Below are 24,837 nucleotides of genomic sequence, written 5' to 3'. Positions count from 1 at the left end.
AGCGTTGGCTTACATGAAACGCGTGCGCGCGCCCAGCAGGCCCATGCGATAGTTGCGCTGCAATTTGTACAGCACCACGCCGCTGGCGGAGATGAGGATGGTGATGAGCAGCCAGTCCAATGGATTGCTGCGCTGTGGTGCGGGAGCCGCTTGCGACGGTACGGCGAAGGCCTGGAATTTGTGCCCCGTGTAGATGGCGCCGACCACCAGGCCCGCATCGGTGATCTTGTTGGTCAGGTACAGGCCGTCGTCGCGGCGGCGCACCGTCATCACGCCTTCCTTGTAGACAAAAGTCATCGGTTCAAAGCCTTTGATGCTGACGCTGCCGACGACGTGTCCGGCCGCGTTGACTGCCGTGGCGTAGCTGTCGCCCTGGCCGATCAGGGCGCCCAGGTCGAGCATGCGCTTGCCGTCCCAGGCAAACGCGTGCCAGCGGCGCTTCTCCGTTTCCGACGCGCCCACGATCAGGCCGGCGTCATTGATGGCGGTGGCTGAACTGATGCGTCCGCCGGGCAGGGTGCCGATTTCCTGCATGCCCGTGCCGGGGCGGTAGACGAAGGCGCGGCGGTAGCCGTCGCCGCGCTGCGCCGTGCCGACCACCACGCCATGGCTGTTCAAGCCGCTGGCATAGCTGCTGGCGCCGCCCAGGGTACCCAGGTCCTGCAGGCTGTGGTCGGCTTTCGTGACAAAGGCGTGGAAATCGCCGGCGCTGGTGTCGGCATAGCCGGCGATCATGCCGTCGCGCGTGATGGCCGTGGCATAGCTGCTGGTGCCGCCCAGGGTGCCCAGGTCGCGCATGCCGCCCGCCGCGTCGTAGCGGAAGGCGTGCCAGGCGCCGGCGGCCGTCTGCGCCGAGCCCACCACCACGCCATGGGTATTGATGGCCTTGGTGAAGCCTTCATTGCCACCCAGGGTGCCCAGTTCGCGGATGCGGCCATGCTGATAGGTCACGGCGCGGCGCCGTCCTGCTTCTTCCATGATGATGCCGGCCACCAGACCGGCCGGGTTCAGGTCGGAGGCGATGCTGCCATTGCCATCCCTTTCACCAAAGCCGCGTTCGGCATACATGGTGGCGCTGGCGGTGGGAATGGCGGCCAGCAGGAGCAGGCCGAGCAGTGGGGCGGGGAAGCAGGCGAACCGTGGCGGCATGATAGTTTCCTCAAAGAAAAAACTTACTATACTTTTTTATGCCGCAAATGCATACTTAATTTACTACTGTTTTTGCTAATTTTTGTGTTTTGGCATGATCGACATGCTGCTGGCCTGCCTGCTGGGGCAGGTGGATGGCCAGCGCCGTGCCGCGGCCCGCCTGGCTGTCGATGCGCAGTTCGCCGCCCAGCGCATGGACACGTTCGCGTATGCTTTTCAGGCCGAAGGCGGCCCGCTTGCCGTGGTCGCCCGGCTGCATGCCGATGCCGTTGTCGCTGATGCGCAGCACGATGGCGTCCGCATCTTGCGTCAGCGCCACTTCCACTTCGCTGGCCTGGGCGTGGCGCACGATATTCGACAGCGATTCCTGCAGCACGCGGAAGATGGCCGATGTCTGGCGCTGGTCCAGGCCCAGGTCGGGCGCCTCGCTGTCGAGCGTGAGCTGGTAGCGGATGGTGCCACGGCTCTCCATCTGGCGGATCAGCCACTCGGCCGCCGGGCCCAGTCCCAGCTCCAGGGTGCTGGGATGCAAGTCATTGATGATGGTGCGCACGGAGCGGATGGTGGCGTCGATGGTGTCGAGCACGCGCTGTGCGTGGCGATGCAGGTGCGGGTGGGTGGTGGCCGTGCGCGCGTGCAGCAGCGACACATCGATGCGCAGCACCATCAGATTCTGGCCCAGGTCGTCATGAATATCGAGCGCGATGCGGCGTCTTTCCTGTTCCTTGATGGTTTGCTGGTGGTCGCTCAGTTCGCGTAATTGCGCCAAGGTGCGCTCCAGGTTTTCCTCGTTGCGCTTGCTGTCGGTGATGTCGACGGCCATGGCGATGATCATCTGCGGCCGGCCTTCCGCGTCAAACACGGGTTTCTTGTGCGTCTGCACCAGGCGATTTTCCTGCAATTGCGCGTTCCATACCAGTTCTTCGCGTATCACCACCTTGCGGCTGGCAAACGCTTCCTGGTCGGCCGCGTGGAAGCCCGTGTTCTGATCGCTGGGAAAGTGTTGCAGGTCGCGCCCTTCGGCGATGTCTTGGTGGCGCACGCCCCATTGCTGCTCGCAGGCCTGGTTCATCAGCACGATGCGCGAATCGGCATCTTTCAGGAACAGCGACAGGGGCATCATGGAAATGATGTCCTGCAGCCGCTCTTCGCTGCGCGCCAGGGCCGCTTCCGTTTGTGCGCGCATGGCGATTTCCGCGGAGAGCTGGATATTTACATCGAGCAATTGGGCCGTGCGCAGGGCCACGCGGCTTTCCAGCTCCGCATGGGCCAGGCTCAACGCGTGTTCGGCTCGCTTGTGTTCGGTGATGTCGCTGGCCAGCACCAGTGCGCCCGTCACAGTGCCGTGCTGGTCGTACAGGCGCCGTCCGCTGAGCATCGCCCAGCGCTGTGTGCCGTCGCCATGCTGGTAATGCAGTTCGCCCATGCAGCTATCGCTCGCCGTCTGGCGCAGCGGACACAGGCGCAGCAAGGTGGCCTCGTCGTGGAATTCTTCCATGGAGTGCAGCAGCAGCTGCTCGGCGGGGACGCCCAGCATGTCGCACAGGCGCTGGTTGACGTACAGAATGCGGCCTTGCGCATCCGTCTGCCACATGCCGTCCTGCGCCGTTTCGCTCAGGTGCCGGTAGCGCATGACGCTGGCATCGAGCTGCGAACGCGTGCTGGCGAGGTGGGCGCGCAGCCTGCGCATCAGCCACATGGCCGTGCCGGCGGCGGTCGCCAGCAGCAGGGCCAGCCAGACATGTTCCCAGAAGCCGAGCGCCGGCCAGGCCGCGCCCGCCAGCCCACCCAGCATGATCAGGATGAGGGCGGCGCAGGCCGCACTCAGCGTTTCAATCGACCATTTGCTCATCCGCGTCCCTGGCGTCATGGTTGGCCGCTGCGGTGTGCATGGGGCCGAAGTGAGGAAGGTGTCTACCGCTAGTGTAATACTAATTGTTGTTTTATTGAGAATATTTTGCAATTGGGCAAGCAAAAGGGCCGGCCCTTGCAGTGCCGGCCCTTGTCTGCCGATGGCAGCCTGGCGTGATCAGCCCGTGTTGCGCAGGCCGGCCGCCACGCCGTTGATCGACAGCTGGATGCCGCGGTGGACCCTTTCGTCGATCTTGCTTTCCGCCGACAGGGCGCGGTTGCGCTTGATCAATTCCACTTGCAAGTGGTTCAGCGGGTCGAGATAGGCGAAGCGGTTCTGGATCGAGCGGGCCAGCAGCGGATTGCCCGCCAGGCGCTCCGTGTTGCCGGTGATCAGCTCCAGGCAGCGCAAGGTGTTGCCATGCTCGTCCGTGATGCGCTTGTAGATGCGTTCGCGCAATTCCTGGTCTGCCACCAGTTCCGCATAGCGCGAGGCAATCGCCAGGTCCGTCTTGGCCAGCACCATGTCCATGTTCGACAGCAGGGTGGCAAAGAACGGCCATTTGGCGTACATGGCGCGCAGGGTGGCGATCCTGTCATCTTTCGATGCTGGCTCGCCATCGTTGATCCAGGCCTCGATGGCGCTGCCGAAACCGAACCAGCCCGGCAGCAGCAAGCGGCACTGGCCCCAGGAAAAGCCCCAGGGAATGGCGCGCAAGTCTTCGATGCGCTGGTTGGCCTTGCGCGAGGCGGGGCGCGAACCGAGGTTCAGCTCGGCGATTTCCGCAATCGGCGTGGCCGAGAAGAAATATTCCGTAAAGCCTGGCGTTTCATACACGAGGTGGCGGTAGGCGTGGTAGGCGAGGTCCGACAGCTGCGCCATCACGGCTTCGAACTGCGCCAGCTCGCTTGCGTGCGCGGGATTGGCCGCCTGCGGCGCCAGGCTCGCTTCCAGGGTGGCGGCCACCAGCAATTCCAGGTTGCGCCGGCCGATTTCCGCATTGGAAAACTTCGAGGCGATGATTTCGCCCTGTTCCGTCAGACGGATCTGGCCGTTGACGGTGCCCGGCGGCTGGGCCAGGATGGCTTCATAGCTGGGTCCGCCGCCACGGCCCACGGTGCCGCCACGGCCATGGAACAGGCGCAGCTTGACGCCGGCCTTCTGGAAGTCGCTCACCAATGCGAGTTCCGCCTTGTACAGTTCCCAGTTCGAGGTCAGGAAACCGCCATCCTTGTTCGAATCGGAATAGCCGAGCATGACTTCCTGCAACTGTCCCTGCTTGGCGATCAATTGTTTGACCAAAGGCAAGGCCATGACCTCGCTCATGATGCCGGCCGCGCGCTGCAGGTCGGGGATCGTCTCGAACAGGGGGATGACCATCAGCTCGCAGCTGCTGTCGCCAGCTTGCCAGTCGGTGCGCAGCAAACCCGTTTCCTTTTGCAGCAGCAACACTTCCAGCAGGTCGGACACGGTTTCCGTGTGCGAGATGATGTAGTTGCGGATGGCCCGCGCGCCGTAGCGCTGGCGGATGTCGCGCGCCGCGCGCAGGATCGCCAGCTCGGAATCCGTTTCCGTGGCATAGCTGATATAGGGCGAGTACAGCAGCCGCGGCTGGGCCAGTTCGCTCAGCAGCAGTGCCTGCTTGTCTTCCTCGGACAGGGACGTGTAATCGGCGGCCACGCCGCTCTTGGCGAACAGCTCGGCCAGCACGCGCTCGTGCACGTCGGAGGTCTGGCGCATGTCCAGCGACGCCAGGTGGAAACCGAAGATGTCGGCCGCGCGCGCCAGCGTGGCCAAACGCGGGCGCACCAGGGCCGCGCCATGGTGCGCTTCGAGCGAGGCGACGATGGTGCGCAAGTCGGCGACAAAGGCGGCCGCGTCCGGGTAGGCGGCGGCCGCGCCCACTTCCTTGCGCAGGATGTTGGTGGCGCCCAGCGCGCGGGCGGTGGCGGCCAGGCGCGCATAGATGCCGATCAGGGCGCGGCGGTACGGTTCGTCGCTGCGGTGCGGCGAGGCATCCGGCGACTGATCGGCCAGTGCCTGCAGTGCGGCGCTCACGCCCACCATCAGCGTCGAGACGGACAATTCCGCGCCCAGCGCGTGCACTTCGTCGAGGTAAAAGTCGAGGATGGTGGTGGCGTGGCGCGCCAGCGCGTGCTGCATGGTGCCCGCGTTGACGTTCGGGTTGCCGTCGCGGTCGCCGCCGATCCAGCTGCCCATCTGCACGTAGGCGGCATTGATCGGCTCGATCGTGCCGTCGCCGTTCGGGTATTCGGCGGCGATATCGTCCTCGATGTCGTCATACAGGCCCGGCAGTTCGCGCAGGAAGGTGATGCGGTAATAGGACAGGGCGTTTTCGATCTCGTCGGCCACCGTCAGCTTCGAGTAGCGCAGCATGCGCGTCTGCCACAGCGTGGAGACGCGCGAGCGCAGCAGCTGCATGTTGGCGTGCCGCTCTTTCGGCGTCTGCGGCAGGTCGCGCTCGGCCAGCAGGCGGGCGATGTCGTGCTCGGCGTCGAGGATGCTCTTGCGCTGCACTTCCGTCGGGTGGGCCGTCAGCACGGGGGCGATCAGCACGTCCTGGAAGAAGGTGTCGACCGTCTTGCGCGGCACGCCGGCGGCGCGCAGTTTTTTCAGCGCGAAGCTGACGCTGCCCTTTTGCGCCGGTGAGCCGGCCAGCAGGTGGGCGCGGCGGCGGCGGATGTGGTGTTGATCTTCGGCAATGTTGGCCAGGTGCGAAAAATAGGAAAAGGCGCGCACCACGGAAATCGTCTGTTCGCGGCTCAGTTCTTTCAGCATGGCGTCGAGTTCCAGCGCGGCGTCCGCGTCCGCTTCGCGGCGGAAGCGCACGGAGGTCTGGCGTATGGTTTCCACCACATTGAAGACGGCGTCGCCTTCCTGTTCGCGCAACACGTCGCCCAGCAGGCGGCCCAGCAGGCGGATATCTTCTTTCAGTGGCGCATCCTTGTCGGAAGCGGCCGCTGGAACTATTTCTGGTGCTACTGCGTCATTGAGCATAATAAAGAACCAAAGTAAGTGTAAAAGCAAGGGAATGTGGATCGCACCGGGCGTTTGGCCGCAGAGGGGAGGGGCGCATGATAAAATTTGTGGTCTTCAACATGGACGCTAGCCTGACTTGGCCTTCTAGGCTAAGGGATAACGATTATAGCGATGCCGGGCGCCACCCGATACAAAATTGATATCGGGCAGGCGAATTGGCAACGACAACGACAGCCACAGCGAAAGAACTTGTTTTGAAAGCATCCGAATTGACCCAAAATATTCCTGCCCGCCTGGTGATCGCCACGCGCGAGAGCCGTCTTGCCATGTGGCAAGCTGAACATGTGCGTGCGCGCCTGGCCGCCCTGTATCCGCGGTGTAGCGTTGAAATTCTCGGCATGACCACACGCGGCGACCAGATTCTGGACCGCGCCCTGTCCAAGGTAGGCGGCAAGGGCCTGTTCGTCAAGGAGCTGGAAGTGGCGATGGAAGAAGGCCGCGCCGACCTGGCCGTGCATTCGCTCAAAGACGTGCCGATGGAGTTGCCAGAAGGCTACAGCCTGGCCGCCATCCTCGAGCGCGAAGACCCGCGCGACGCGTTCGTCTCGAACGACTATGCCAGCCTGGCCGAGCTGCCGCACGGCGCCGTGGTCGGTACCAGCAGCCTGCGCCGCCAGTCGCTGATCGCCGCGCGCTACCCGCACCTGACGATTCTGCCCCTGCGCGGCAACCTCGATACGCGTTTGGGCAAACTGGACCGTGGCGATTACGCCGCCATCATCCTCGCCGCCGCCGGCCTGAAACGCCTGGGCCTGGCAGCGCGCATCCGCGCCGTGCTGGCGCCGGAAGACAGCCTGCCGGCCGCAGGGCAGGGTGCCATGGCGATTGAAATCCGCAGCGGCCGCGTTGACGGCGCCGACCTGGTGCGCCTGCTGGCGCCGCTGAACCACACGGCCACGGCGCAAGCCGTCACGGCCGAGCGCAAGGTGTCGAAGATTTTCGGCGGCAGCTGCCAGATTCCGCTGGCCGCGTTTGCCACCGTCGAGGGCGAACAGATGCGCCTGCGCGCCATGGTCGCCACGCCGGACGGCGCGCGCATGGCCAGCGCCGAGCTTGAAGGCCCGGCCAGCGCGCCGGAACTGCTGGGCGAACAGGTGGCCGAACTGCTGCGCGGCCAGGACGCCGCCGGCATCCTCGCCTCGTGCGCCGTTACACCCGACAACCATGAAGGCCTGGCGCCGCATGCCTGACAGCGTGGTGATCACGCGGCCCGCGGCGCAAGCGGGGCCGCTGGCCGCCCGGATCGCGGCGCTGGGCTGGCGCGTGACCCTGCTGCCGCTGCTGGAAATCCACGCGCTCGATGGCGACGATGAATGCGCGCAGCTGCAAGCCGTGCTGGCGCGCCTGGTGGAATACGACCTGGTGGCCTTTGTCTCGCCCAACGCCATCGATTGCGTCTTTGCGCAGCTGTCCGCCTGGCCGCCTGGCGTGCCGCTGGCCGTGGTGGGCGAGGGCAGCCGGATGGCCTTGGCCGCGCATGGCGTCACGGATGCCAACGCCAGCATCACCAGCCCGTTTGACACGGCGCGCAGCGATTCCGAACATCTGTTGCTGGCGCTGGACTTGCCGGCCCTGCGCGGCAAGCGCGTGCTGATCGTGCGCGGCGACGGCGGACGCGACTACCTGGCCGACGGCTTGCGCGCGGCCGGCGCCGAAGTCGAGTTCGTCACAGCCTATCGCCGCCAGGTGCCCAAGCTGACGCCGGCCTTGCGGGCGACCCTGGAAAACCTGTTGCAGCATAATAATGACTGGATCATCACCAGCTCGGAAGCGCTGCGCGGTTTGCTGGCGCTGCTGGGCGAAATGGGCGATGAAAAGATGGTTGTTGCAAAAATGCAACAGCAGCATTTGATCGTGCCGCACGCGCGCATTGCACAAACGGCGGCGGCCCTGGGTTTTGCCCGTGTCACCTTGACAGGATCAGGCGACGCAGGCGTGCTCGCCGCGTTACAATCACGACCATGAACGAAATGCCTACACTCTCCGAACCGAATGCAACGCCTGGCAGCACCGTGAAGACGGCGCCGCAGGCGGCCGACCAACCTGCCGGCCGCGCGCCGACCCTGCTGGAACAGCTGCAAAAGCCCATGAGCATCGCCGTCATCGTGCTGGCCGTGCTGCTGGCGGCGCAAAGCTGGTCGACCAGCAAGCAGATCCGCAACCTGCGCGAAGAAGTGGCCAAGCGCCTGCAAAAGGGCGATGTCAGCAACGCCGAAACGGGTGTGCTGGCGCGCAACGTGCAAGAAGGCACGAAAGAGCTGCAAATCAAGGTGGGCGCGCTGGAAAACCGCCAGAGCGAAACACAAAGCCAGCAGCTTGCGCTGGAACAACTGTACAACGACTTGTCGAAGAACCGCGACGAGTGGGCGCTGACGGAAATCGAGCAAGTGCTGTCGACGGCCAGCCAGCAGCTGCAACTGGCCGGCAACGTGCCCGGCGCGTTGATCGCTCTGCAAAACGCGGACCGCAGCCTGTCGCGTTCCGACAAGCCGCAATTCATCACCATCCGCCGCGCCATCGGGCGCGACATGGAAAAACTCAAGGCCCTGCCCAGCGTCGATTCGACGGGCGTGGCCCTGCGCCTCGATGCCGTGATCGCCCAGATCGACGCCTTGCCGATGCTGTCCGACGAAACGCCGGCCTTGCCGGCCGCGCCGGAAAAACCGGGCAAGGCCAAGGCCGGGGCCAAGCCCGTGCGCGATGCCAGCGGCAAGCTGGTCGGACCGCCGGCGCCGGAACCGCTGCTGCAAACAGTGCGCGACGGCTTCAATACCTGGAGCGGCGACATGTGGAATGACGTGCGTCAATTGATCCGCATCCGCCGAGTCGATACGCCGGAAGCGCTGATGCTGTCGCCGACGCAATCGTATTTCTTGCGGGAAAACGTCAAGCTGCGCCTGCTGAATGCCCGCATGGCCTTGTTGTCGCGCAATGAAACGGCGTTCAGGAATGACCTGATCGCCGCCCAGGATGCGCTGGCCAAGTATTTCGACACCCGCGCCAAGAGCACGCAGACGGCGCAAGCCTTGCTGCGCCAGGTGCAGGGCAGCAACCTGGCCATCGAAATGCCAACCTTGTCCGACAGCCTGACGGCTGTGCGCAACTACAAAGCGAAGTCCTGAGCCCATGCGTCTATTTCTCTGGTTACTCGCCCTGATGGCCGCAGCGATCGGTATCGCCGTGACGGCCCGTTTTAATCCCGGCAACGTGGTGCTGTTCTATCCGCCGTACCGCATCGATTTGTCGCTGAACTTCTTCCTGCTGCTGCAGGTCGCGCTGTTCGTGCTGCTGTACCTGCTGGTGCGCGCCGTGCGCGCCACCGTGCGCATGCCGGCGCAAGTGGCGGCCTACCGCCAGCGCAAGCGTGAGCGCGATGGCAACAAGGGCTTGCGCGAAGCCTTGAAAGCCCTGTTCGAAGGCCGTTTCGGCCATGCCGAGAAGGCCGCCCTGCGCGCCGCCGAGCTGGAAGAAAATGCCGGCCTGGCCGCGCTGATCGGCGCGCGCGCCGCCCACCGCATGCGTCAGTCCGAGCGCCGCGACAGCTGGCTGGCCCGTGTCGAGGGCGATGCCAGCCTGAAAACGGCCCGTTTGATGACGGTGACGGAATTGCTGGTCGACGACCACCAGCCGGAAGCGGCCCTGGCGGCCGTGCGCGAACTCAATGCCAGCGGCACGCGCCACATCCACGCGCTGCAATGGTCGCTGAAGGCCGAGCAGCAGGCGAAGAATTGGCCGGAAGTGCTGCGCCTCGTGCGTTCGCTCGACAAGCACCGCGCCCTGCATCCGGCCCTGTCGTCGCGCCTGCGCGAGCTGGCCTATGACCATTTGCTGTCCGACCCCTCGCATGACGCCGAATCGCTGATGCGCGTCTGGTCCACCGTGCCCAGCAGCGATCGGGTCAAGCCGTATATCGCCTGCCGCGCCGCCACGGCCCTGAATGCGCGCGGCCTGCACGACGAAGCGCGCCTCGTGTGCGAAGAGTCGCTGGCCGCCGACTGGGACGAGCGCGTCGTGCGCGCCTACCGCGAAGCGGCGGCGCCGGCCGGCACGCCGGCCCTGCTGCTGCAGATCGAGCATTGCGAGCAATGGATGAAACAGCGTCCGCTCGATGCGGAACTGGCGCTGACCCTGGGCACCCTGTGCCTCAAGCAAAAACTGTGGGGCAAGGCCCAGCGCCACCTGGAGCAGGCTTTGTCGGACGCGAGCGAGCCGCAAATGGTGCGCGACGCCCACCTGAAGCTGGCACAGATGCACGATGCCTTGCAGCAAACGGAACAGGCCGCCGCGCATTACCGGCAGTGCGCGCTGGCTACCATCCTGTAAGCCATTTCATCAGACGTAAAAAAGCCGTTCAGTGCAGACTGAACGGCTTTTTTTATGGGCGCACTCCATGGAAGAGTGCGCTGTTACTTTACTTCTTCGAGATGGCCGTGCCTTCGGGCAAGGCATACGCGATCAGGGTGTCGCTCATCTTGGTACCCAGCGAACCGTGGCCGCCAGCCATGACGACGACGAACTGGCGCCCCGACTTGTTCGACACGTAGCTCATCGGCGTAGCCTGGCCACCTGCCGGCAGGCGGGCTTTCCAGATGACTTTACCGTTGCTGACGTCGTAGCCGCGGATATAGTAGTCGAGCGTGCTGCTGAGGAAGGTTACGCCGCCACCGGTGGTGACCATGCCGCCCAGGCTGGGCACGCCCAGTGGCAACGGGATCGGCACGGGGCCGCTGTCGCGCGTGGTGCCGTTCTTGTGCATCCACACTTTTTTCATGGTGCGCAGGTCGACGGCGGCCACATAGCCCCACGGCGGTGCCTGGCATGGGAAGCCCAGCGGCGACAGGAAGGCCTTGATTTCCACGGCGAACGGGACGCCCGTCTGTGGCTGCAAGCCCATTTCGCCACCCGTGCCGCCCTTGGCCGTCGTTTCCGCGCGCGGCACGAGTTTTTCCAGGAAGCCCATGTAGTCAGGGTTGACGATCAACAACTGGCGCACGGGATCGATGGCCGCGCCGCCCCATTCGAAGATACCGAGCGGGCCGGGCGAGATGACGGCGCCCTTGCCAGCCGTTTGCGGCGTGAACGGGCCTTCATAGCGGCGTTCCTTGAAGATGATGCGGCAAGCGAGCTGGTCGAACGGCGTGGTGCCCCACATGTCCGCTTCGCTGATATTGCGCTCTGGCAAGAAGGTGAGGGCCGAGAACGGCTGCGTGGGCGACAGGGTGTCGCCGGCGGCAGGATTGCTCGTTGGCACAGGCTTTTCCGGCGCCGGCACGACCAGGCTGCCATCGCGGCGGTCGATCACATAGATATCGCCCCGTTTTGTCGTGGCGACCACGGACGGCACTTTGCCTTTCGGCGTGTCGATGTCGACCAGCGAAGGTTGGCCGCCGATATCCATGTCCCAGATATCGTGGTGCACGGTCTGGTAGACCCAGCGTACCTTACCCGTCGCCAGGTCCAGCGCGACGATGGCGCTGTTGAATTTCTCGCCGTTCTTGTTGCGGTTACCGCCCCAGGTGTCGGGGGTTTCATTGCCCATCGGAATGTAGACCATGCCCAGCTTTTCATCGATGCTGGCCACGCCCCACGAGTTGGGCGAGTTGTTGGTGTAGTTCTTGCCTTCAGGGAAGGGCTTGGTATCTTCCGGCGTGGCCGGGTCCCAGTTCCACAGCAGCTTGCCCGTGACGGGATCGTAGCCGCGGATCACGCCCGATGGTTCTTCCGTCGAATGGTTGTCCGTCACGCTGGCGGCGATCACGGCCACGTTTTGCGCCACGGCCGGTGGCGACGTTGGCATCAGGAAACCGCGCTTGATCATGGCCATGTTTTTATACAGGTTGACGACGCCGTTGTTGCCAAAGCTCTTGCACGACTCGCCCGTATCGGCGTTGACGGCGATCATGGTGCCATCCATGGTCGGCGCCAGGATGCGGCGCGGGCATTCCATGCCAGCCGCCTCGGGGGCGGGGTTGTTCTTGGCGCGGCCCGCGTTGACGTCCCAGTAGGCGACGCCACGGCAGATCATGTGCTGGTAGCTGGCCGCGTCGCGGTTGATCTTCGGATCGTGGCGCCAGATTTCCTTGCCCGTGTCGGGATTCAGGGCGATGACGATATTGTGCGGCGTGCACAGGTACAGCATGTCATTGACCTTCAGCGGCGTGACTTCATTGGCGATCTCGCCCGGGTCGTTTGGCCCCTTGAAGTCGCCTGTGTGGTAGGTCCAGGCTTCTTTCAGTCCAGAAATATTCGCGGGCGTGATCTGCGCGGCCGGGGCATAGCGGTCGCCATAGCCGGAACGGCCATACGCGGACCAGTCATTGTGCTCGACGCCGGGCGCCAGGTCGCCAGTGGCGGTGGCTGCCATGTTTTCGGCCGGCACGTCGCCATGCAGGTCATGGTAGTCCTGGAACAGGGCGATGACGCCGGCGATGACGGTCAGGGCCACGGCGGCGGACAGGGCTGTCTTGCCCGCTTGCCCCTGTTTCGCTGCGGCGGGTGGCGCCAGGCGGCGGCTGACGAAGGGCAGCAGCAGCCAGACGGCGGCGGCAAACCAGATATCGAGGCGCGGCAGCAATTGCCACCAGTCGAATTTCACTTCAATCACGGACCAGATGAGGGTGGCGAGCAGCAGCAGCGCCATGAATGGTTGCGCATTGCGCTTGCCTTTGAAGACGAGCACGCCTGCGATCAGCATGCCTATGCCGGCCAGCAAGTAGTACCAGGAGCCGCCGAGCATGGCCAGCCAGATGCCGCCGCCCAGCAGGGCGAGGCCGAACAGAATGAAAATAACGCCGGTGACCTTTAATAAAGGACCGGGCCGGAAAGAGGGAATCATCATATTCCTTTTTGCAAGGATTTATCGGTGGCGCGTTGATGCGTCATATTGAATTCAGGGAAGGCGTCGATTGCAGAATATACAAAGTTTGGAATCACCAGAATGTGACAGTTTATCAGAATTGATGATTGTCTTCTGGTCGCGCCCTTTTTTGGCTGGGGCACTATTTGAATCAAATACATGCTTCAAATAAGCGCAAATATTATGCTGGAAGAGTGGATTGCCGGGCTGCGTAGACGTTCGGCGTAGCATATTGAAGCGCTTGCGTCATTATGCGAAGACATCGCTGGATGAATGACAATAAAATTGTTGTTATAAACTGCTGCAATAAATACAATTCGTCTTATAATAACCATGCCTGCTGCAGGGTGATATTGAAATGAAAATACACAGGTAGTCAAGGTATTATCTCTGGACTGGTCGTAGTATTACTTAAGTGTTTATACTTATTGTTGTCGATGGTCTGTTTATTTTCTCTGTGGCAGGCCGCGCGCGCTGGCGGGCCGTGCCTGCCACTGTTGTTGGCTGGATGCGCAAAACGCGGGCGGGCCGCTGCTGCATCGCACAAGCCGCCTGTACTTCGCTATAATTACGCGGTTAAAACACCATCCGCTAATGAGGAACCCCATGAGTTTGAATAAAGTCTCTTCCGGCCGCGACCTGCCGAACGATTTCAACGTCGTCATCGAAATTCCGATGAATGCCGATCCGATCAAGTACGAAGTCGACAAGGAAAGCGGCGCGATCTTCGTTGATCGCTTCATGGGTACCGCCATGCATTACCCGTGCAACTACGGCTACGTGCCGAACACCCTGTCGCCGGATGGCGACCCGGTTGACGTGCTGGTCATCACCCCGTTCCCGCTGATCCCGGGCGTGGTCGTGCGCTGCCGTCCTATCGGCGTGCTGAAAATGACCGACGAGTCGGGCGAAGACGCGAAAGTGCTGGCCGTGCCAGTCGACAAGGTCCTGTCGATCTACAGCCACTGGCAAAAGCCGGAAGATCTGAACGAACTGCGTTTGCGCCAGATCCAGCATTTCTTTGAGCACTACAAAGATCTGGAAAAAGGCAAATGGGTCAAGATCGACGGCTGGTATGGCCCTGACGTGGCCAAGGAAGAAATCCTGAACGGCGTCGCCGCCTACAAGGCAGATGCCGCAAAAGCCTAACTGCACCAGTTAAAAAACGCTCCCCGCCAGCCATGGCCGGGAGCATTTTTTTATGCGCGAAACGGGCTGTGCTCGTTCAATTCATCGAGGTAGGCATCGATGCCGCCCCGTTCGCGTTCGAGGAAGCGCTGCACGGCGTCGGCAAACGCCGGGTGCGCCAGCCAGTGGGCGGACCAGGTCTTTTGCGGCAGGAAGCCGCGCGCCATCTTGTGCTCGCCCTGGGCGCCCCCTTCGAAGGTGGCGATGCCGTTGGCGATGCAAAACTCCAGCGGCTGGTAGTAGGCCGTCTCGAAATGCAAACAGGGTACGTGCTCGAGCGCGCCCCAGTAGCGGCCATACAGGGTGTCGGCCGTGTAGATCACCAGCGAGGCGGCGATGGCCCGGCCTTCGCGCTCGGCGATCACCAATAAAATGTTCTGCGGCATGCTGGCGGCTATGCGCCGGAAGAAGTCCAGGCTTAAGTACGGCGACGAGCGGTGTTCCGCATAGGTATTGCTGTAGCACCGATGGAACAGCTTCCAGTCGGCATCAACAGCATCGACGCCGCGTACCTGGCGCATGGTCACGCCCGCTTCCTGTACCTTGCGCCGCTCGGCGCGGATATTCTTGCGTTTCTTGTGTTCCAGGGTGGCGAGGAATTGCTCGAAATCCGTGTAGCCGGGATTGAGCCAGTGAAATTGCACGCCACTACGCATCAGGTAGCCGGCTTCTTCCAATTGGCGCGCTTCGCTTTCCGGCGGGAACAGGATGTGGCAGGACGACACCTCGCTGGCTTGCTGCTGCGTCTGGAGGAAGGCCAGCAGGGCCGCGCGCGCCTGGCCATCGCGGGCCAGCAAGCGCGTGCCGCTGACGGGCGTAAACGGGATCGCCGACAATAGTTTCGGGTAATATTCCAGGCCATGCTGCTGATACGCGTCGGCCCAGGCCCAGTCGAACACATATGACGCATCCCGGTTTACGCATGTAAATGTCCGAGTAGCACTCACTTTCGTAAACCCTGAAGCCGTCATTTAGAAATTCGTGAGCCGTGTCTGTCTCATATCATGCCACAGTCAACACTACCCTATGCGCACCTTCATTGGTTGTGTTTATCTGGCAATCTTGAGCCAATTTTGGGACGCCGATTCTCTTCAGCTCGCTTCGCTTTATAGCATCTGCACTTCCTAAAAACATAAATTTGCTTGGCGCCGTAAATTAGTGCACTCACGCGGCAGGCAGAGCAAAATCTAGAGCCTTGCCAGCTATGCGAATGATGCAGCATATCGACTCGCTTCTAGTCGCAAACTACGGCAGGGTTATAGTCGATGAGTTTCAGGATTGTGATGTTGTCCAACACAGCATAGTTTCGCGTCCTACTGAGTTGCTGCCAGTTGCAGTCCTGGGCGACCCACTACAACAAATTTTCACTTTCAACGAAGCGATGCCGACTTGGGAGGATGTACAAAAAAAGTTCCAGACCCCACGAGCTTACGGAACCTCAGCGATGGCTGCGTGTCGGCACCGGCCCCCTAGGCTATTGGTTGCTCGAACTTCGCGAAGAGATACGCCAGCAAAAAAATGTTGACCTCTCGACTGCATCGAAGGAGTCTTTGACTCACATTAAAAATGAAGGCAAAGATGCGAGTTACTCCAACTCTATGGCCTCCATATCCGTGACGACCGGGCGCACCCTTGTGGTTGGGGACGCTACAAGTGAACTGAGACGTTGGGAGCTGGCACGTGGATTCCCAGGTGCACTTGTCGTCGAGACCGTCGAATTGAAATGCCTTGTGAGGTTGGCCGAAGATATTGATGCAGCCATTGCAGGAAGGCCCCTGCCGTCTCCCGAATCCAAGAGATAGTTTTGGGTTTTGCTTCAAGTGTTATGACAAAGGTCAGCGCGACCACGCTACTTAAGCGCTTAGCCTCAATCCAAAACGGGAAGAATAAAGCTCCGGCCGCCGCCCATGAACAGGCTGGCATTGACCTAGCTGCTTCGCTCACATATCGGTCAGTCCTAGCCTTCCTGGAGTGCTTGGAAGCGCAAAAAGGAGTTCGCCTTTTCCTGCCTTCTATGTTTTACGCAGCGCTGAAAGTCCTCCGCATCGCTACAACAGGCCAAGCAAGCAATCTATTGGTTGGTGTCACGGAGTACCGCGAACACAGAAGACATTTCGTTGCCTCAGTTCCAGCCATTGCAGTTGGCAGCACACTGCTGCTAAAGGGCATTGAGGCCGACAACGTGTTCATCAACGACGCGGACAGCATGAGTGCCAACAATCTGTATGTTGCATTAACCAAGGGCTCGCGAAAGATAATAGTACGGTCAAAAAGTCTAACCATCACCCCTACGACTCGAAGCTAAAGCACCTTCAACTGCTGCGGGCGCGCCGCTTATATAGCGGCGACTACAAAAGAATGTCACTACTGCTACAAGTCGCTATGCCAAGGCTGAAGGTGTAAAAACATCCTGCTGACCAAACAAATCCGTGTCGGCAGCTCGCCACAGGGCGGCACGCTTACAGTTGTGCTCGGACCTTACCTTGATGAAAAATCCGTATCTGTTTTTTAAAGTCCGCGAGAATCTGTGCCACGAACTTTACGACATGCGTTCGTAGGCGTCGCTCCACGTCTTGAACCTAAAATCAACTGTGCGCTAGGGCTGTAAAAGCACATGTACATCAACGCTCAGCGCGTTAGCCAATTTGCGCAAGCTATCGATTGAAATGTTTTTTAACTCGCGCTCGACTTGGCTCACGAACGTACGATGAACGCCCGCCAGAGCGGCAAGGTCCTCTTGCGAGATAGCCCTAAGTGCTCGACTGGCTCGGAGATTTTTGGCAACTATGGCACGCAATTCTGCTTCGGAAGTTGGTTTAAACATATAGCAAGCAGCGTCGCCGAGAGAAGCTTTTGTGTCTACAGCCCATGAATCCACAGCCTTTGAGTCTACACGCTTTACATCTACAGCCTTTGAGGCTATTATTCTTGCGAATTTGCTAGCTTGCCCATCCGCAACATCAGTGTAGTTAAACATCAACGACTTATAGTGGTTTTGTATAGCAGCAGAACACAAAACAGTTTGTTGCCTAATAGTCTATTTTTTAAGCCAAAACGCTATGCCGTCTCCTCAGTTCCTTTCGTCATATGGCTTGTTTAAATCCGCAATTGCGGCTTTCTTGGAGACTCCCGAGGAACTCAGGTCTACTCCCTGTGAACGTGACGTTATAAGCGCATTTGAATGTGCGATTCAAGGATTGACGCCACAGGATGAAAAGAAATTTCTTGAATATGCCGAGGAAATGCTACGGCTGCCTGGGAAACTCAAAGACGCAGCAACCAGAAGGCGCACAGCACAATGGGGTCTCGACCTCGCAATCGCTAAGGATGGAGCCAATCTCATCGATGCCGGCCACATCATTTTCATTGATGAGTTTTTGCGCCGGACAGGGCTGAGCATGGTTATGTTTGCGCAAAAACTGAAAGACCACAAAATTTTCAAAATGCCGAGTCGTGTTGAATTCGTCTGGGAAAAGACATATGTTCCCGCTTTTTTTGCCGATGCAAAATTCGACCTTGACGCTCTTGAGGTTGTCTGCAAGGCGCTACGAACATGCAATGGAATTGAGAAGTATCGGTTCTTCACCACGGCTGTGGCAACGCTCGGCAACCAGACTCCCCTTGACGTCATTGCCGCTGGAGGAACGGAACGTGTTCTGCAAGAAGTCAAAACCTTCAGACGCGGACTTCGAGGCTTAGTGGGACCTGGAAAATGGCATGAATGAAACATCGACGGCGCAATTTAACATGACCAACTAAGGAGTAGAAGTATGGTCAATCATCATGACGTTACTAGAAAGGGCCGGCGGTTTCTGCTGCTATTAGTTGCTTCCCTCACGCCTTTGTTCAGTCAAGCTTACACCGCCATCGCGCAAGTCGACGGGATACCACACGGCACGATTTACGCCGCGTGGGGTTACGCAAATCAAAAAGAGGCTGACTTGGCTGCAGTAAAGGGATGTAGAGCCTATGCAAAAGAAAGCGGCTTTACTAAGCAGGCGGCAACGTGCGCCGTAATACATAGGCAAAAAGGCTTCGGCGGCGGTGCGATGGTGTGCGGGGTAGGAGGATGTGCGATGAGCACAGGCGTCGACACACAGCAGAATGCCGTAGACCGGGCATTTCGCCAATGTGAGCAAAAAAAGTTAGGTGATTGTCAAACTACTGATATCACCAGTTGGTGGGACGAGACCGGATATATCCAGTCAAATACGCCGAAACGAGAGGCAAAGTCGAATTGCGGCCCGCCACCGGGACGAACAGTTCGGTCTACCTACCAGTGCAGTAACGGCGACTGCGTACGTACGTTTGAAAATGGCTGCACGCAGCGGTTCCAAGCCCAGTACTGCCACGACCCCATCAGTGGGAAATGGGACTGGAAACCCGATGGATGCTAGCCAAAGGTGCGCGGCAGCCACACTAAGCGAAACACGTCTTCACAGATGACCCCAGGTACAAAAGTCTTACATCTGCCCGCGAGGGCCTACGCTTGTCCATCCTTAAGAAAAATGAAAACTCTACAAAAAATTTCAGCAACCGCCGCCATGCTTATCATTGGTGGATGCGGCGGAGGGGGGGCCAATAGCAATACGACCCCAGTCTCGCCACCAACCACGGTAACGCCTCCAGTGACGGCGGCTCCAACGACCGTAACCAACATTTTGACCGGCACCGCTGCGCCAGGCGTTGCTACCCAGACCATTCGTGGGACCGCATATGTAGGGGCCTCCGTGACCGCCTATAGCGTGCAGGCCAATGGCAGCGCTGGTGCGGCGTTAGGTGTCCCGACCACTGCGGACCTCAACGGCCAGTTCGTCATTACAGCAACCGCCGCACCACTGGGTCCAGTACGCCTCGTGGCAGTTGGGGGAACAGTGGCACGCGCTGCAGACAACACTATTCAGCCCGGTGGTTCGCTGGAGTTGATAACGCCGTTCGTAACAACTGAGTACAACAACTTCAAAATTAGTCCGCTAACCGATATCGCGGCTAACGCGATGGCATCGAGTGCACGGAACGGCGCGACGTTGGCAAACGCATTCTCCGAGGGCATGCAGCGCCTGCTCGAACTAGACGTTGCAAACGTCGTTTTCCTGCAAGACAAGTCGGTATACCTAAATGTGCTGAAAGGGTCAGTCAAGAGCGACACGACATATTACGGCGCCCAGTCACTGCAAGGCCAAGAACTGCTGAATGGGCTGGAGTACCTCGGCGTGATGCTGGACCTGCCCGCCCAAGCGGTGGTCAAGGCTGTCGGCGCCGCGGCTCAGGGCAGCTACGCGTTGGCCAATGTGGATGGCACGGGCATGCCCATCAGTGTCGGGACATGGGCGAACAGCACATTTAGCCCCGGCGCGACAGCGACCCTGAAGTCGCTACGGGACGCGAAAACGCCTGATGCGCAAAAAGTAGCGGGGACTGCAGGCACTAGCGTCGCCCCTCGCCTTAACGAGTACGTGAGTCGCTACCTGGTTATGGACTTCACTATGGATACTGCGTGCCGTAGCAATGCATCGCTGTATTTCACTAGCCGCTATCCCTTCTACCAGGTTGATGCTCAAGGCAAAATGTTTGCGGCTGATTGCAGCGCGGCAGCGCAGCGCATTGCTGAACTCAAGGCGCGGGTCGCAACGAACAATAGCACTCGAATGAAGTAATAGGTCAGGCACGATGCGGCTGCCATCCCGGCGGAGCGATATTTAGAAGCGGCTCTGTCGCCGACGCACAGTAAAAACCGAATTAAAGGAGAGCTGTGAAGCCATTGGTATTTCTCGATTTTGACGATGTCATTGCTATCCACCCTGACTACACGTCAGGAGTGGTCGTGGCAGCGCTCAGGTCCGGCAATCCGCATCTGGCAATAGAGCTCTGGGCAAACGTATTTCATCAAGAAATGAGGGCTAACCTAGCGCGGCTGCACCACGAGTTCGAACCCATCTACGTAATCAGTTCATCATGGGCGACCTATATGTCACGCGACGAAATTAAGGAAGCACTCATTCGAGGAGGGCTCGGTTTCGTTGCTGCGTCGTTGCATTCACGCTGGCGGAGCGCAACCGAGGTGGGTTCATTTCGTGTTACAGACATCGTGGCTTGGTTGAGGTCAAACGGCGCCCCGAGACCGTTCGCGTACGTCATCCTTGACGATTCATCGAGCGGCCGCACTCTAGTCGACTCGGTCCTGGAGCCGCACACCGTGTTCTGCGATGAATGGGTTGGGTTTGCAGGAATCCAATTGGAGCGCGCCAGAGCAATTCTTTTAGCACAACGGACGTCGTTATCGATAGAGGTCTAGGCTAGCTTTTGACTGCAAATTCTCCCTACATCTGCGTGCACCCTGGACGCCAGAGCGTCCTTACTGTGTCATCAATGCCCACACATTTGGCGGTCATGAACCCTGTACTCTATCTCGATTTTGACGGCATTTTGCATCCAGCAGATGTCCGCGTTACGCCTGAAGAACCTCTGCACCCGAGGGTGTTTGTGCGTGGTAAGCCAACCGATGAACCTCTTTTTCGGTACGTTTCGCTGCTCGAGCTCCTTTTGTACCCATACCCTGAGTTACGGATTGTGTTAGCGACATCTTGGGTACGCGCGTTCGGGTATGAGAACGCGTTAATGCGGTTATCGCCCGCGCTTCAAAAGCGCGTCATCGGTGCCGCTACATTTCCAGCGCCAACTCGGTTTGGAACCATATCTTTCGACGCGGAGGAACGGGGGCTCACGAATTGGTTATCGCTCGACGACGACCACGTCGGGTGGCCGGAAGAGCGCCTGCATCAGTTGGTTGCCCCAACCAACCCATACCTGGCGCTCGTTGAGCCTGGCGTCGCCGCAACCCTAGCGACAATGCTCGAGGCCCTGTGCGCCGGAGTTCCCCTTGATGCGGTAACAAACGTCGCGAGGTCAACTTCGACGGTAGCCCGTCTTTTTGCTCTGCCCAACGTTACAGAGGCGGAGGTTCTCCGCGCACTTGAGGAGGACGCCAGAGTCGTGGAGATACTCCGACAGGCTCGAGCGCGGCGTGACAACGTTATCTAACCGTCCAGTAGCGCGGCCCTATATTCCTACCACAGCAGTTCGAGCATCACGCCCGTGCGCCTTAGCTCGTTGTGTATGGTCGGCTAAGCCGACGCCAAGCGCTGCACGGACGACTATGCACCGGGAGGCAACAGCAGCAACTCCAAGTGAATTCCGAAAAATGCAGGCTGCGTTTATGAATTGAAAGCGAGAAATAAAATGACAGCTTTGGAACAGAAGAGCAAGTTGCTATCCCGATGGCTTCGGCATCGGCCAGACGCAATCGGCCTTGAAATCGATAAACGTGGATGGGTTGACGTCGCTGAGTTGCTCTTGAAAGCAGCGGGTGCCGGTGTCGCGCTCACTCATGACGAGCTAATGCAAATAGTGGCCGACAACGATAAGCAGCGGTTTTCGTTGAGTGAAGACCGGACGTGTATCCGCGCGGCGCAGGGGCACTCTGTCGATGTCGACCTGAAGCTCCCGGTCAAAACCCCGCCTCCGGTACTTTTCCACGGTACGGTGCAAAAGTTTATCGCATCGATTCGCCGGCAGGGTCTGCTGCCAGGAACGCGGCGAGACGTACATCTGTCTGCGACGAAACAAACTGCAGCGGAGGTGGGTACGCGACGGGGTACGGCTGTAGTACTAATTGTTGAGACACATCCAATGCTTCTCGACGGCTACGAGTTCAGATGTTCGGACAACGGCGTATGGCTAACTCAGCGCGTCCCGGCAAAGTATATCCGGTTCCCAGATAAATGAATGCACAGGCGACGCTCAACGCCTCCGTCGCGCCATGGCGCTCTCGCACACTGACAACCTTCAGTTTCATCCCACTAAACCCCATGTCTTGTCCTGGTCTGATGCAGTGCGATACATCAACAGGCGACGGGCGACGGGCGCGAGAAAATATGAGGGGCAGGCTGGTAGCACGCCCCTCATCAAATTATGAAATATCTTTCAACATAATTTTATCGGTGCCTGACTGAGTTTGCGGCGCACCTGAAGTTGCAGACACGCGTGCTTCTTTGACCGCGTAAAAACTCTTCTTTGCGGCTGTGTGGGCGTTTTTATACGCCGCGTCAGCATGCTGGTACAAAGCTTCGGTCTCCCTCTGCATATCCATCAGCATACGGTGAACAGGGAGAAACGCCTCCTGAACTTCATGAAATCTATTCTTCTCCAATGCGTGCTTCAAATTGATTGCGTGCTCACACACCTCTAATGTTGCGTGAAACCGGAAGTCGGCTAAGTTTGCCGCTTCTCTTGCAGCACTACGGTGTTCGACTGCAGCGTTGTATTCAGTTTCGAGCTTAACAAGGTTCGACACGTCAGAGATTGTCAGCATAATTTTGTCCTTTGGGAAATTGTTTTCGGAGCGCAAGAGGCGCCAATCTTTGGTGTAGGCACAGAGGAGCGAATTTTGTTATATGCATTGAAAATATTTTTTCCCGTCCGAAAAATGGAAAATCAAGGCGGCTGTACGCTGCGGTAGGCCCTGGCACGAGTAGATTTGACGGAGAATCGCAATTAAAAGGCCGGCGACCATGAGGGCTGATTGAACTGATAATGCACTTCTGAAACGAACCAAGGCAGGCAATCTGGGTATGCTGCCTTAGCCCTCGGTGAGATACTCCGCAGTGTATGCGGCGAGAGTGACCTGTAAAAGCCGGTACTCCCTCAACATTGCTCGCTCGGTTGTTTCCTTTATCTGTTCGTCGGTCCAACCGGCAGCACGAGCGGCGCGACTGAAACCGGCGAGAAGGGAAAGTGCATTGTCGTTTGTGACCTTAAAATCAACTGGGGCGAGCGAGGCGGTAGGGTTCATGTTTATGATTTCCATGGTGAAGTAATGAGTGCTCGAATTGGGACTTGAATCTTCTAGTTGCTATTTGCCGCTTGTCGCGTTTACGCGAAACTCGACGTGGCTTGCGAGCCAGGCATCAACGTCGACCCGGCGCCATCGCAGGAGCCGCGTTCCGGGGATATGCAGGCGAGGAGGAACGGCCAGACGGTTACGGCGGATGTCCTTTTTAATTGTTTCCGGGCTACGGCCGAGCAGGTTGGCCAATTCGGCCAAATCCAAAATTGAATTTTCCATATGTTCTCCAAAAAAATATGTGGAGCACCCGAGGCGCCAAAAGAATGAGCTGGGCGCCGACAGATGCCGGTATGCGTCATTGAGTGACGGCACGTGTAGCGGATGGTTTTATATGCAGAGGTAGGTTTGGCGAGGACTGTTACATGGCACCATCTTGACGACGAGTTGCTCTTCGCGTGCGCGTCAACGGTACCGGACACGGAAGAGCGATTGGAGGAAAGACTAGCGATGGTGACCACGATGGCACCAAAGTCGCAGCTGCCTCGTCACCGGAGGCGACCTCGGGTATTGTTGGTACGATAATCATCACGACCGATTGATGCTTTGCCAAGCTGATTGAAACGGTTGAGTGCGCGGATGGAAGTTGGACTGCCCAACCGAACGAGCGCTTGATTGCCGCCGTCAAATACTTCTTTCCCTGATTACGACCTTGAGGTAGAATTTTCGTCAGGAGAGAGGCGCATGCGTGCGCTTCTCGAAGGGTGGTTCCTTGGTTCTGGCCGACCAGTACACTATTCATACTCAATTTGGTACTGAATTTCCTCGTTAACTACGTTCGATTTCTTAAACGGCCAGGTCATCTAATCGGACGAAGAAAGGTTGACGATGCAATTCACACATCAAACACTCACCAGCACATCCAAGCAGTTCAGCGATTCCCTCAAAGAGATGGGTCTTGAACTGCCCTTTAGCGCGACTCAAAATACATGGGCTCAAATTGTCGTGGGGAAGAATTTCTCTGCCGCGGTAGCTTGCGCAAATGGACAGGGTCACATCTGCGCGGTGCCTATCACGGAGGAAAGTATCCAGGCGAAGCTTGGTGCGCGGAGTCGGGAGGTTGACAGCCAGGCCGCGGCCGACCTATTTGCGAAGGCAATTCGCGAGGACCTGCCAAAGCTTTCAATCAGCATGGCCAAACTTGTAACGTTTATTGGAGGTCGCGAACAGACCTGCCTCATTAGCGCCTGCTCGGACCAAACGGGGCTAGGAATTATGGACGCAAAAAATGCAGGCTATCTGCCGGTTAGCAATATGCGTTTCCTCAGCGCCGAGGAGCATGAAGTAGCTTGGCTCCGTTCAAGCGCTGACTTGGTAGCCACTACCGTCAACACTTTGGCGGGAGTGAACACGTACCAAAGCCTTGAAATATTTGCAGCTAATTCTCGAGCGGGCAATGAGAAAGAGGATGAAGTCTTTGCTCAGCATTTCGGTGCCCGAATTGAACCCTGCAGCCAAGCTATTGTCGAGCAGGTTCTGAAATCCTTTGACCCTTTGTCGGCGAAAGAATGGGAGGTGGACTACGACGATGTTCGGGACATCGTCTTTGATGTTTTTGAGCGTGAGCGAGGCGACGATGGGCACAATTGGTTGAAGCCAGAATGCGCGCTCGGGGACGCAATGATTGACCATCTTGCGGCACGGCTCCGTGAAACCTTGAAGTGGCTGAGAGACCAGGCGAACGATGGGGCGGAAAGCGATTCTCCCTTAGAGTCGTTAATGCAAACAGCGAAACTGTCGATGCGGAAAATTCTCAGCGTCCAGGTTAATTAACATCGACTCGTTCTCTTAGGCTATTCCACGGTGAGTAAGTAAGCTGGCCCATCTTGC

Annotated in this window: 21 protein-coding genes and 1 pseudogene; 13 read left to right on the top strand and 9 right to left on the bottom strand. The window is 59.2% G+C overall.

Going from position 1 to position 24,837, the window contains the following annotated elements:
* Window positions 1–9: 9 nt before the first annotated feature.
* The 3 genes from KY494_RS08240 to ppc form a co-directional block, all read right to left on the bottom strand.
* Window positions 10–1,149: an HAF repeat-containing protein gene (locus KY494_RS08240; protein WP_219890576.1), complete on the bottom strand. Its 1,140-nt coding sequence runs from the start codon at window positions 1,147–1,149 to the stop codon at window positions 10–12.
* 55 nt (window positions 1,150–1,204) lie between these two features.
* The gene (locus KY494_RS08235) at window positions 1,205–3,001 is read right to left on the bottom strand and encodes a PAS domain S-box protein (RefSeq protein ID WP_219890575.1); all 1,797 of its coding nucleotides are present in this window, start codon (window positions 2,999–3,001) and stop codon (window positions 1,205–1,207) included.
* 177 nt (window positions 3,002–3,178) lie between these two features.
* A complete protein-coding gene (ppc, locus tag KY494_RS08230; RefSeq protein ID WP_219890574.1) occupies window positions 3,179–6,019 on the bottom strand; it encodes a phosphoenolpyruvate carboxylase in 2,841 nt (946 codons plus the stop codon).
* 308 nt (window positions 6,020–6,327) lie between these two features.
* Here ppc and hemC point away from each other — a divergent pair, with 308 nt between their 5' ends.
* From hemC to KY494_RS08210, 4 genes are read left to right on the top strand one after another with little or no spacing between them, the layout of a single operon-like run.
* Complete coding sequence (gene hemC / locus KY494_RS08225; RefSeq protein ID WP_258194918.1) at window positions 6,328–7,251, top strand: hydroxymethylbilane synthase; 924 nt, start codon at window positions 6,328–6,330, stop codon at window positions 7,249–7,251.
* The gene (locus KY494_RS08220) at window positions 7,244–8,026 is read left to right on the top strand and encodes a uroporphyrinogen-III synthase (protein ID WP_219891528.1); all 783 of its coding nucleotides are present in this window, start codon (window positions 7,244–7,246) and stop codon (window positions 8,024–8,026) included. Before hemC ends, KY494_RS08220 begins: the two co-directional genes overlap by 8 nt.
* Window positions 8,023–9,183: a uroporphyrinogen-III C-methyltransferase gene (locus tag KY494_RS08215; protein WP_219135608.1), complete on the top strand. Its 1,161-nt coding sequence runs from the start codon at window positions 8,023–8,025 to the stop codon at window positions 9,181–9,183. Before KY494_RS08220 ends, KY494_RS08215 begins: the two co-directional genes overlap by 4 nt.
* A gap of 34 nt (window positions 9,184–9,217) precedes the next feature.
* Window positions 9,218–10,384: a heme biosynthesis protein HemY gene (locus KY494_RS08210; RefSeq protein WP_258194917.1), complete on the top strand. Its 1,167-nt coding sequence runs from the start codon at window positions 9,218–9,220 to the stop codon at window positions 10,382–10,384.
* A gap of 88 nt (window positions 10,385–10,472) precedes the next feature.
* Here the strand turns inward: KY494_RS08210 and KY494_RS08205 are convergent, their stop codons facing one another.
* Complete coding sequence (locus KY494_RS08205) at window positions 10,473–12,899, bottom strand: membrane-bound PQQ-dependent dehydrogenase, glucose/quinate/shikimate family (RefSeq protein WP_258194743.1); 2,427 nt, start codon at window positions 12,897–12,899, stop codon at window positions 10,473–10,475.
* Between the two features lie 624 nt (window positions 12,900–13,523).
* Between KY494_RS08205 and ppa the strand changes: the two genes are divergently transcribed.
* Entirely contained in the window at window positions 13,524–14,066 is a 543-nt protein-coding gene (gene ppa / locus KY494_RS08200; RefSeq protein WP_219135605.1) for an inorganic diphosphatase, read from the top strand.
* A 50-nt stretch (window positions 14,067–14,116) separates the two neighbouring features.
* On the opposite strand, the pseudogene KY494_RS08195 reads toward ppa, so the two are convergent.
* Window positions 14,117–15,007, bottom strand: a pseudogene (locus KY494_RS08195) (GNAT family N-acetyltransferase); the annotation flags it as partial.
* Between the two features lie 302 nt (window positions 15,008–15,309).
* Between KY494_RS08195 and KY494_RS30115 the strand changes: the two are divergent.
* Both KY494_RS30115 and KY494_RS08185 read left to right on the top strand, forming a co-directional pair.
* Window positions 15,310–15,630, top strand: a complete 321-nt coding sequence (locus tag KY494_RS30115; protein ID WP_375143466.1) for a UvrD-helicase domain-containing protein — start codon at window positions 15,310–15,312, stop codon at window positions 15,628–15,630.
* Between the two features lie 450 nt (window positions 15,631–16,080).
* Window positions 16,081–16,410 (top strand): hypothetical protein, encoded by a 330-nt coding sequence (locus tag KY494_RS08185; RefSeq protein WP_219890570.1) that lies wholly within the window; start codon window positions 16,081–16,083, stop codon window positions 16,408–16,410.
* A gap of 291 nt (window positions 16,411–16,701) precedes the next feature.
* On the opposite strand, the gene KY494_RS29645 is transcribed toward KY494_RS08185, so the two are convergent.
* Window positions 16,702–17,082 carry a helix-turn-helix domain-containing protein gene (locus tag KY494_RS29645; RefSeq protein ID WP_258194742.1) on the bottom strand — a complete coding sequence of 127 codons (381 nt, stop codon included), beginning with the start codon at window positions 17,080–17,082 and terminating at the stop codon, window positions 16,702–16,704.
* An 82-nt stretch (window positions 17,083–17,164) separates the two neighbouring features.
* Here KY494_RS29645 and KY494_RS08175 point away from each other — a divergent pair, with 82 nt between their 5' ends.
* The 5 genes from KY494_RS08175 (at window position 17,165) to KY494_RS08155 (ending at window position 21,890) form a co-directional block, all read left to right on the top strand.
* Window positions 17,165–17,830: a hypothetical protein gene (locus KY494_RS08175; RefSeq protein ID WP_219890569.1), complete on the top strand. Its 666-nt coding sequence runs from the start codon at window positions 17,165–17,167 to the stop codon at window positions 17,828–17,830.
* A 1,005-nt stretch (window positions 17,831–18,835) separates the two neighbouring features.
* Complete coding sequence (locus KY494_RS08170; RefSeq protein WP_219890568.1) at window positions 18,836–19,762, top strand: hypothetical protein; 927 nt, start codon at window positions 18,836–18,838, stop codon at window positions 19,760–19,762.
* A 95-nt stretch (window positions 19,763–19,857) separates the two neighbouring features.
* On the top strand, window positions 19,858–20,400 hold the full coding sequence (locus tag KY494_RS08165; RefSeq protein ID WP_219890567.1) for an HAD domain-containing protein: 543 nt from the start codon (window positions 19,858–19,860) through the stop codon (window positions 20,398–20,400).
* A gap of 74 nt (window positions 20,401–20,474) precedes the next feature.
* On the top strand, window positions 20,475–21,146 hold the full coding sequence (locus KY494_RS30110; protein WP_375143465.1) for an HAD domain-containing protein: 672 nt from the start codon (window positions 20,475–20,477) through the stop codon (window positions 21,144–21,146).
* A 198-nt stretch (window positions 21,147–21,344) separates the two neighbouring features.
* Window positions 21,345–21,890, top strand: coding sequence for an RNA 2'-phosphotransferase (locus tag KY494_RS08155; RefSeq protein WP_219890565.1), 546 nt, complete (start codon window positions 21,345–21,347; stop codon window positions 21,888–21,890).
* Between the two features lie 184 nt (window positions 21,891–22,074).
* Here the strand turns inward: KY494_RS08155 and KY494_RS08150 are convergent, their stop codons facing one another.
* The 3 genes from KY494_RS08150 to KY494_RS08140 form a co-directional block, all read right to left on the bottom strand.
* The gene (locus KY494_RS08150; RefSeq protein ID WP_219890564.1) at window positions 22,075–22,476 is read right to left on the bottom strand and encodes a hypothetical protein; all 402 of its coding nucleotides are present in this window, start codon (window positions 22,474–22,476) and stop codon (window positions 22,075–22,077) included.
* A gap of 267 nt (window positions 22,477–22,743) precedes the next feature.
* A complete protein-coding gene (locus KY494_RS08145; RefSeq protein WP_219890563.1) occupies window positions 22,744–22,956 on the bottom strand; it encodes a hypothetical protein in 213 nt (70 codons plus the stop codon).
* Window positions 22,957–23,016: 60 nt separating this feature from the next.
* Complete coding sequence (locus tag KY494_RS08140) at window positions 23,017–23,229, bottom strand: AlpA family transcriptional regulator (protein ID WP_219890562.1); 213 nt, start codon at window positions 23,227–23,229, stop codon at window positions 23,017–23,019.
* Window positions 23,230–23,835: 606 nt separating this feature from the next.
* Here KY494_RS08140 and KY494_RS08135 point away from each other — a divergent pair.
* Window positions 23,836–24,780, top strand: coding sequence for a hypothetical protein (locus tag KY494_RS08135; protein ID WP_219890561.1), 945 nt, complete (start codon window positions 23,836–23,838; stop codon window positions 24,778–24,780).
* Window positions 24,781–24,837 lie beyond the last annotated feature (57 nt).

Source organism: Janthinobacterium sp. PAMC25594, assembly GCF_019443505.1.
In the GTDB taxonomy this organism is placed as follows: domain Bacteria; phylum Pseudomonadota; class Gammaproteobacteria; order Burkholderiales; family Burkholderiaceae_D; genus Janthinobacterium.
This window is presented reverse-complemented; position numbering and strand designations above follow the sequence as displayed.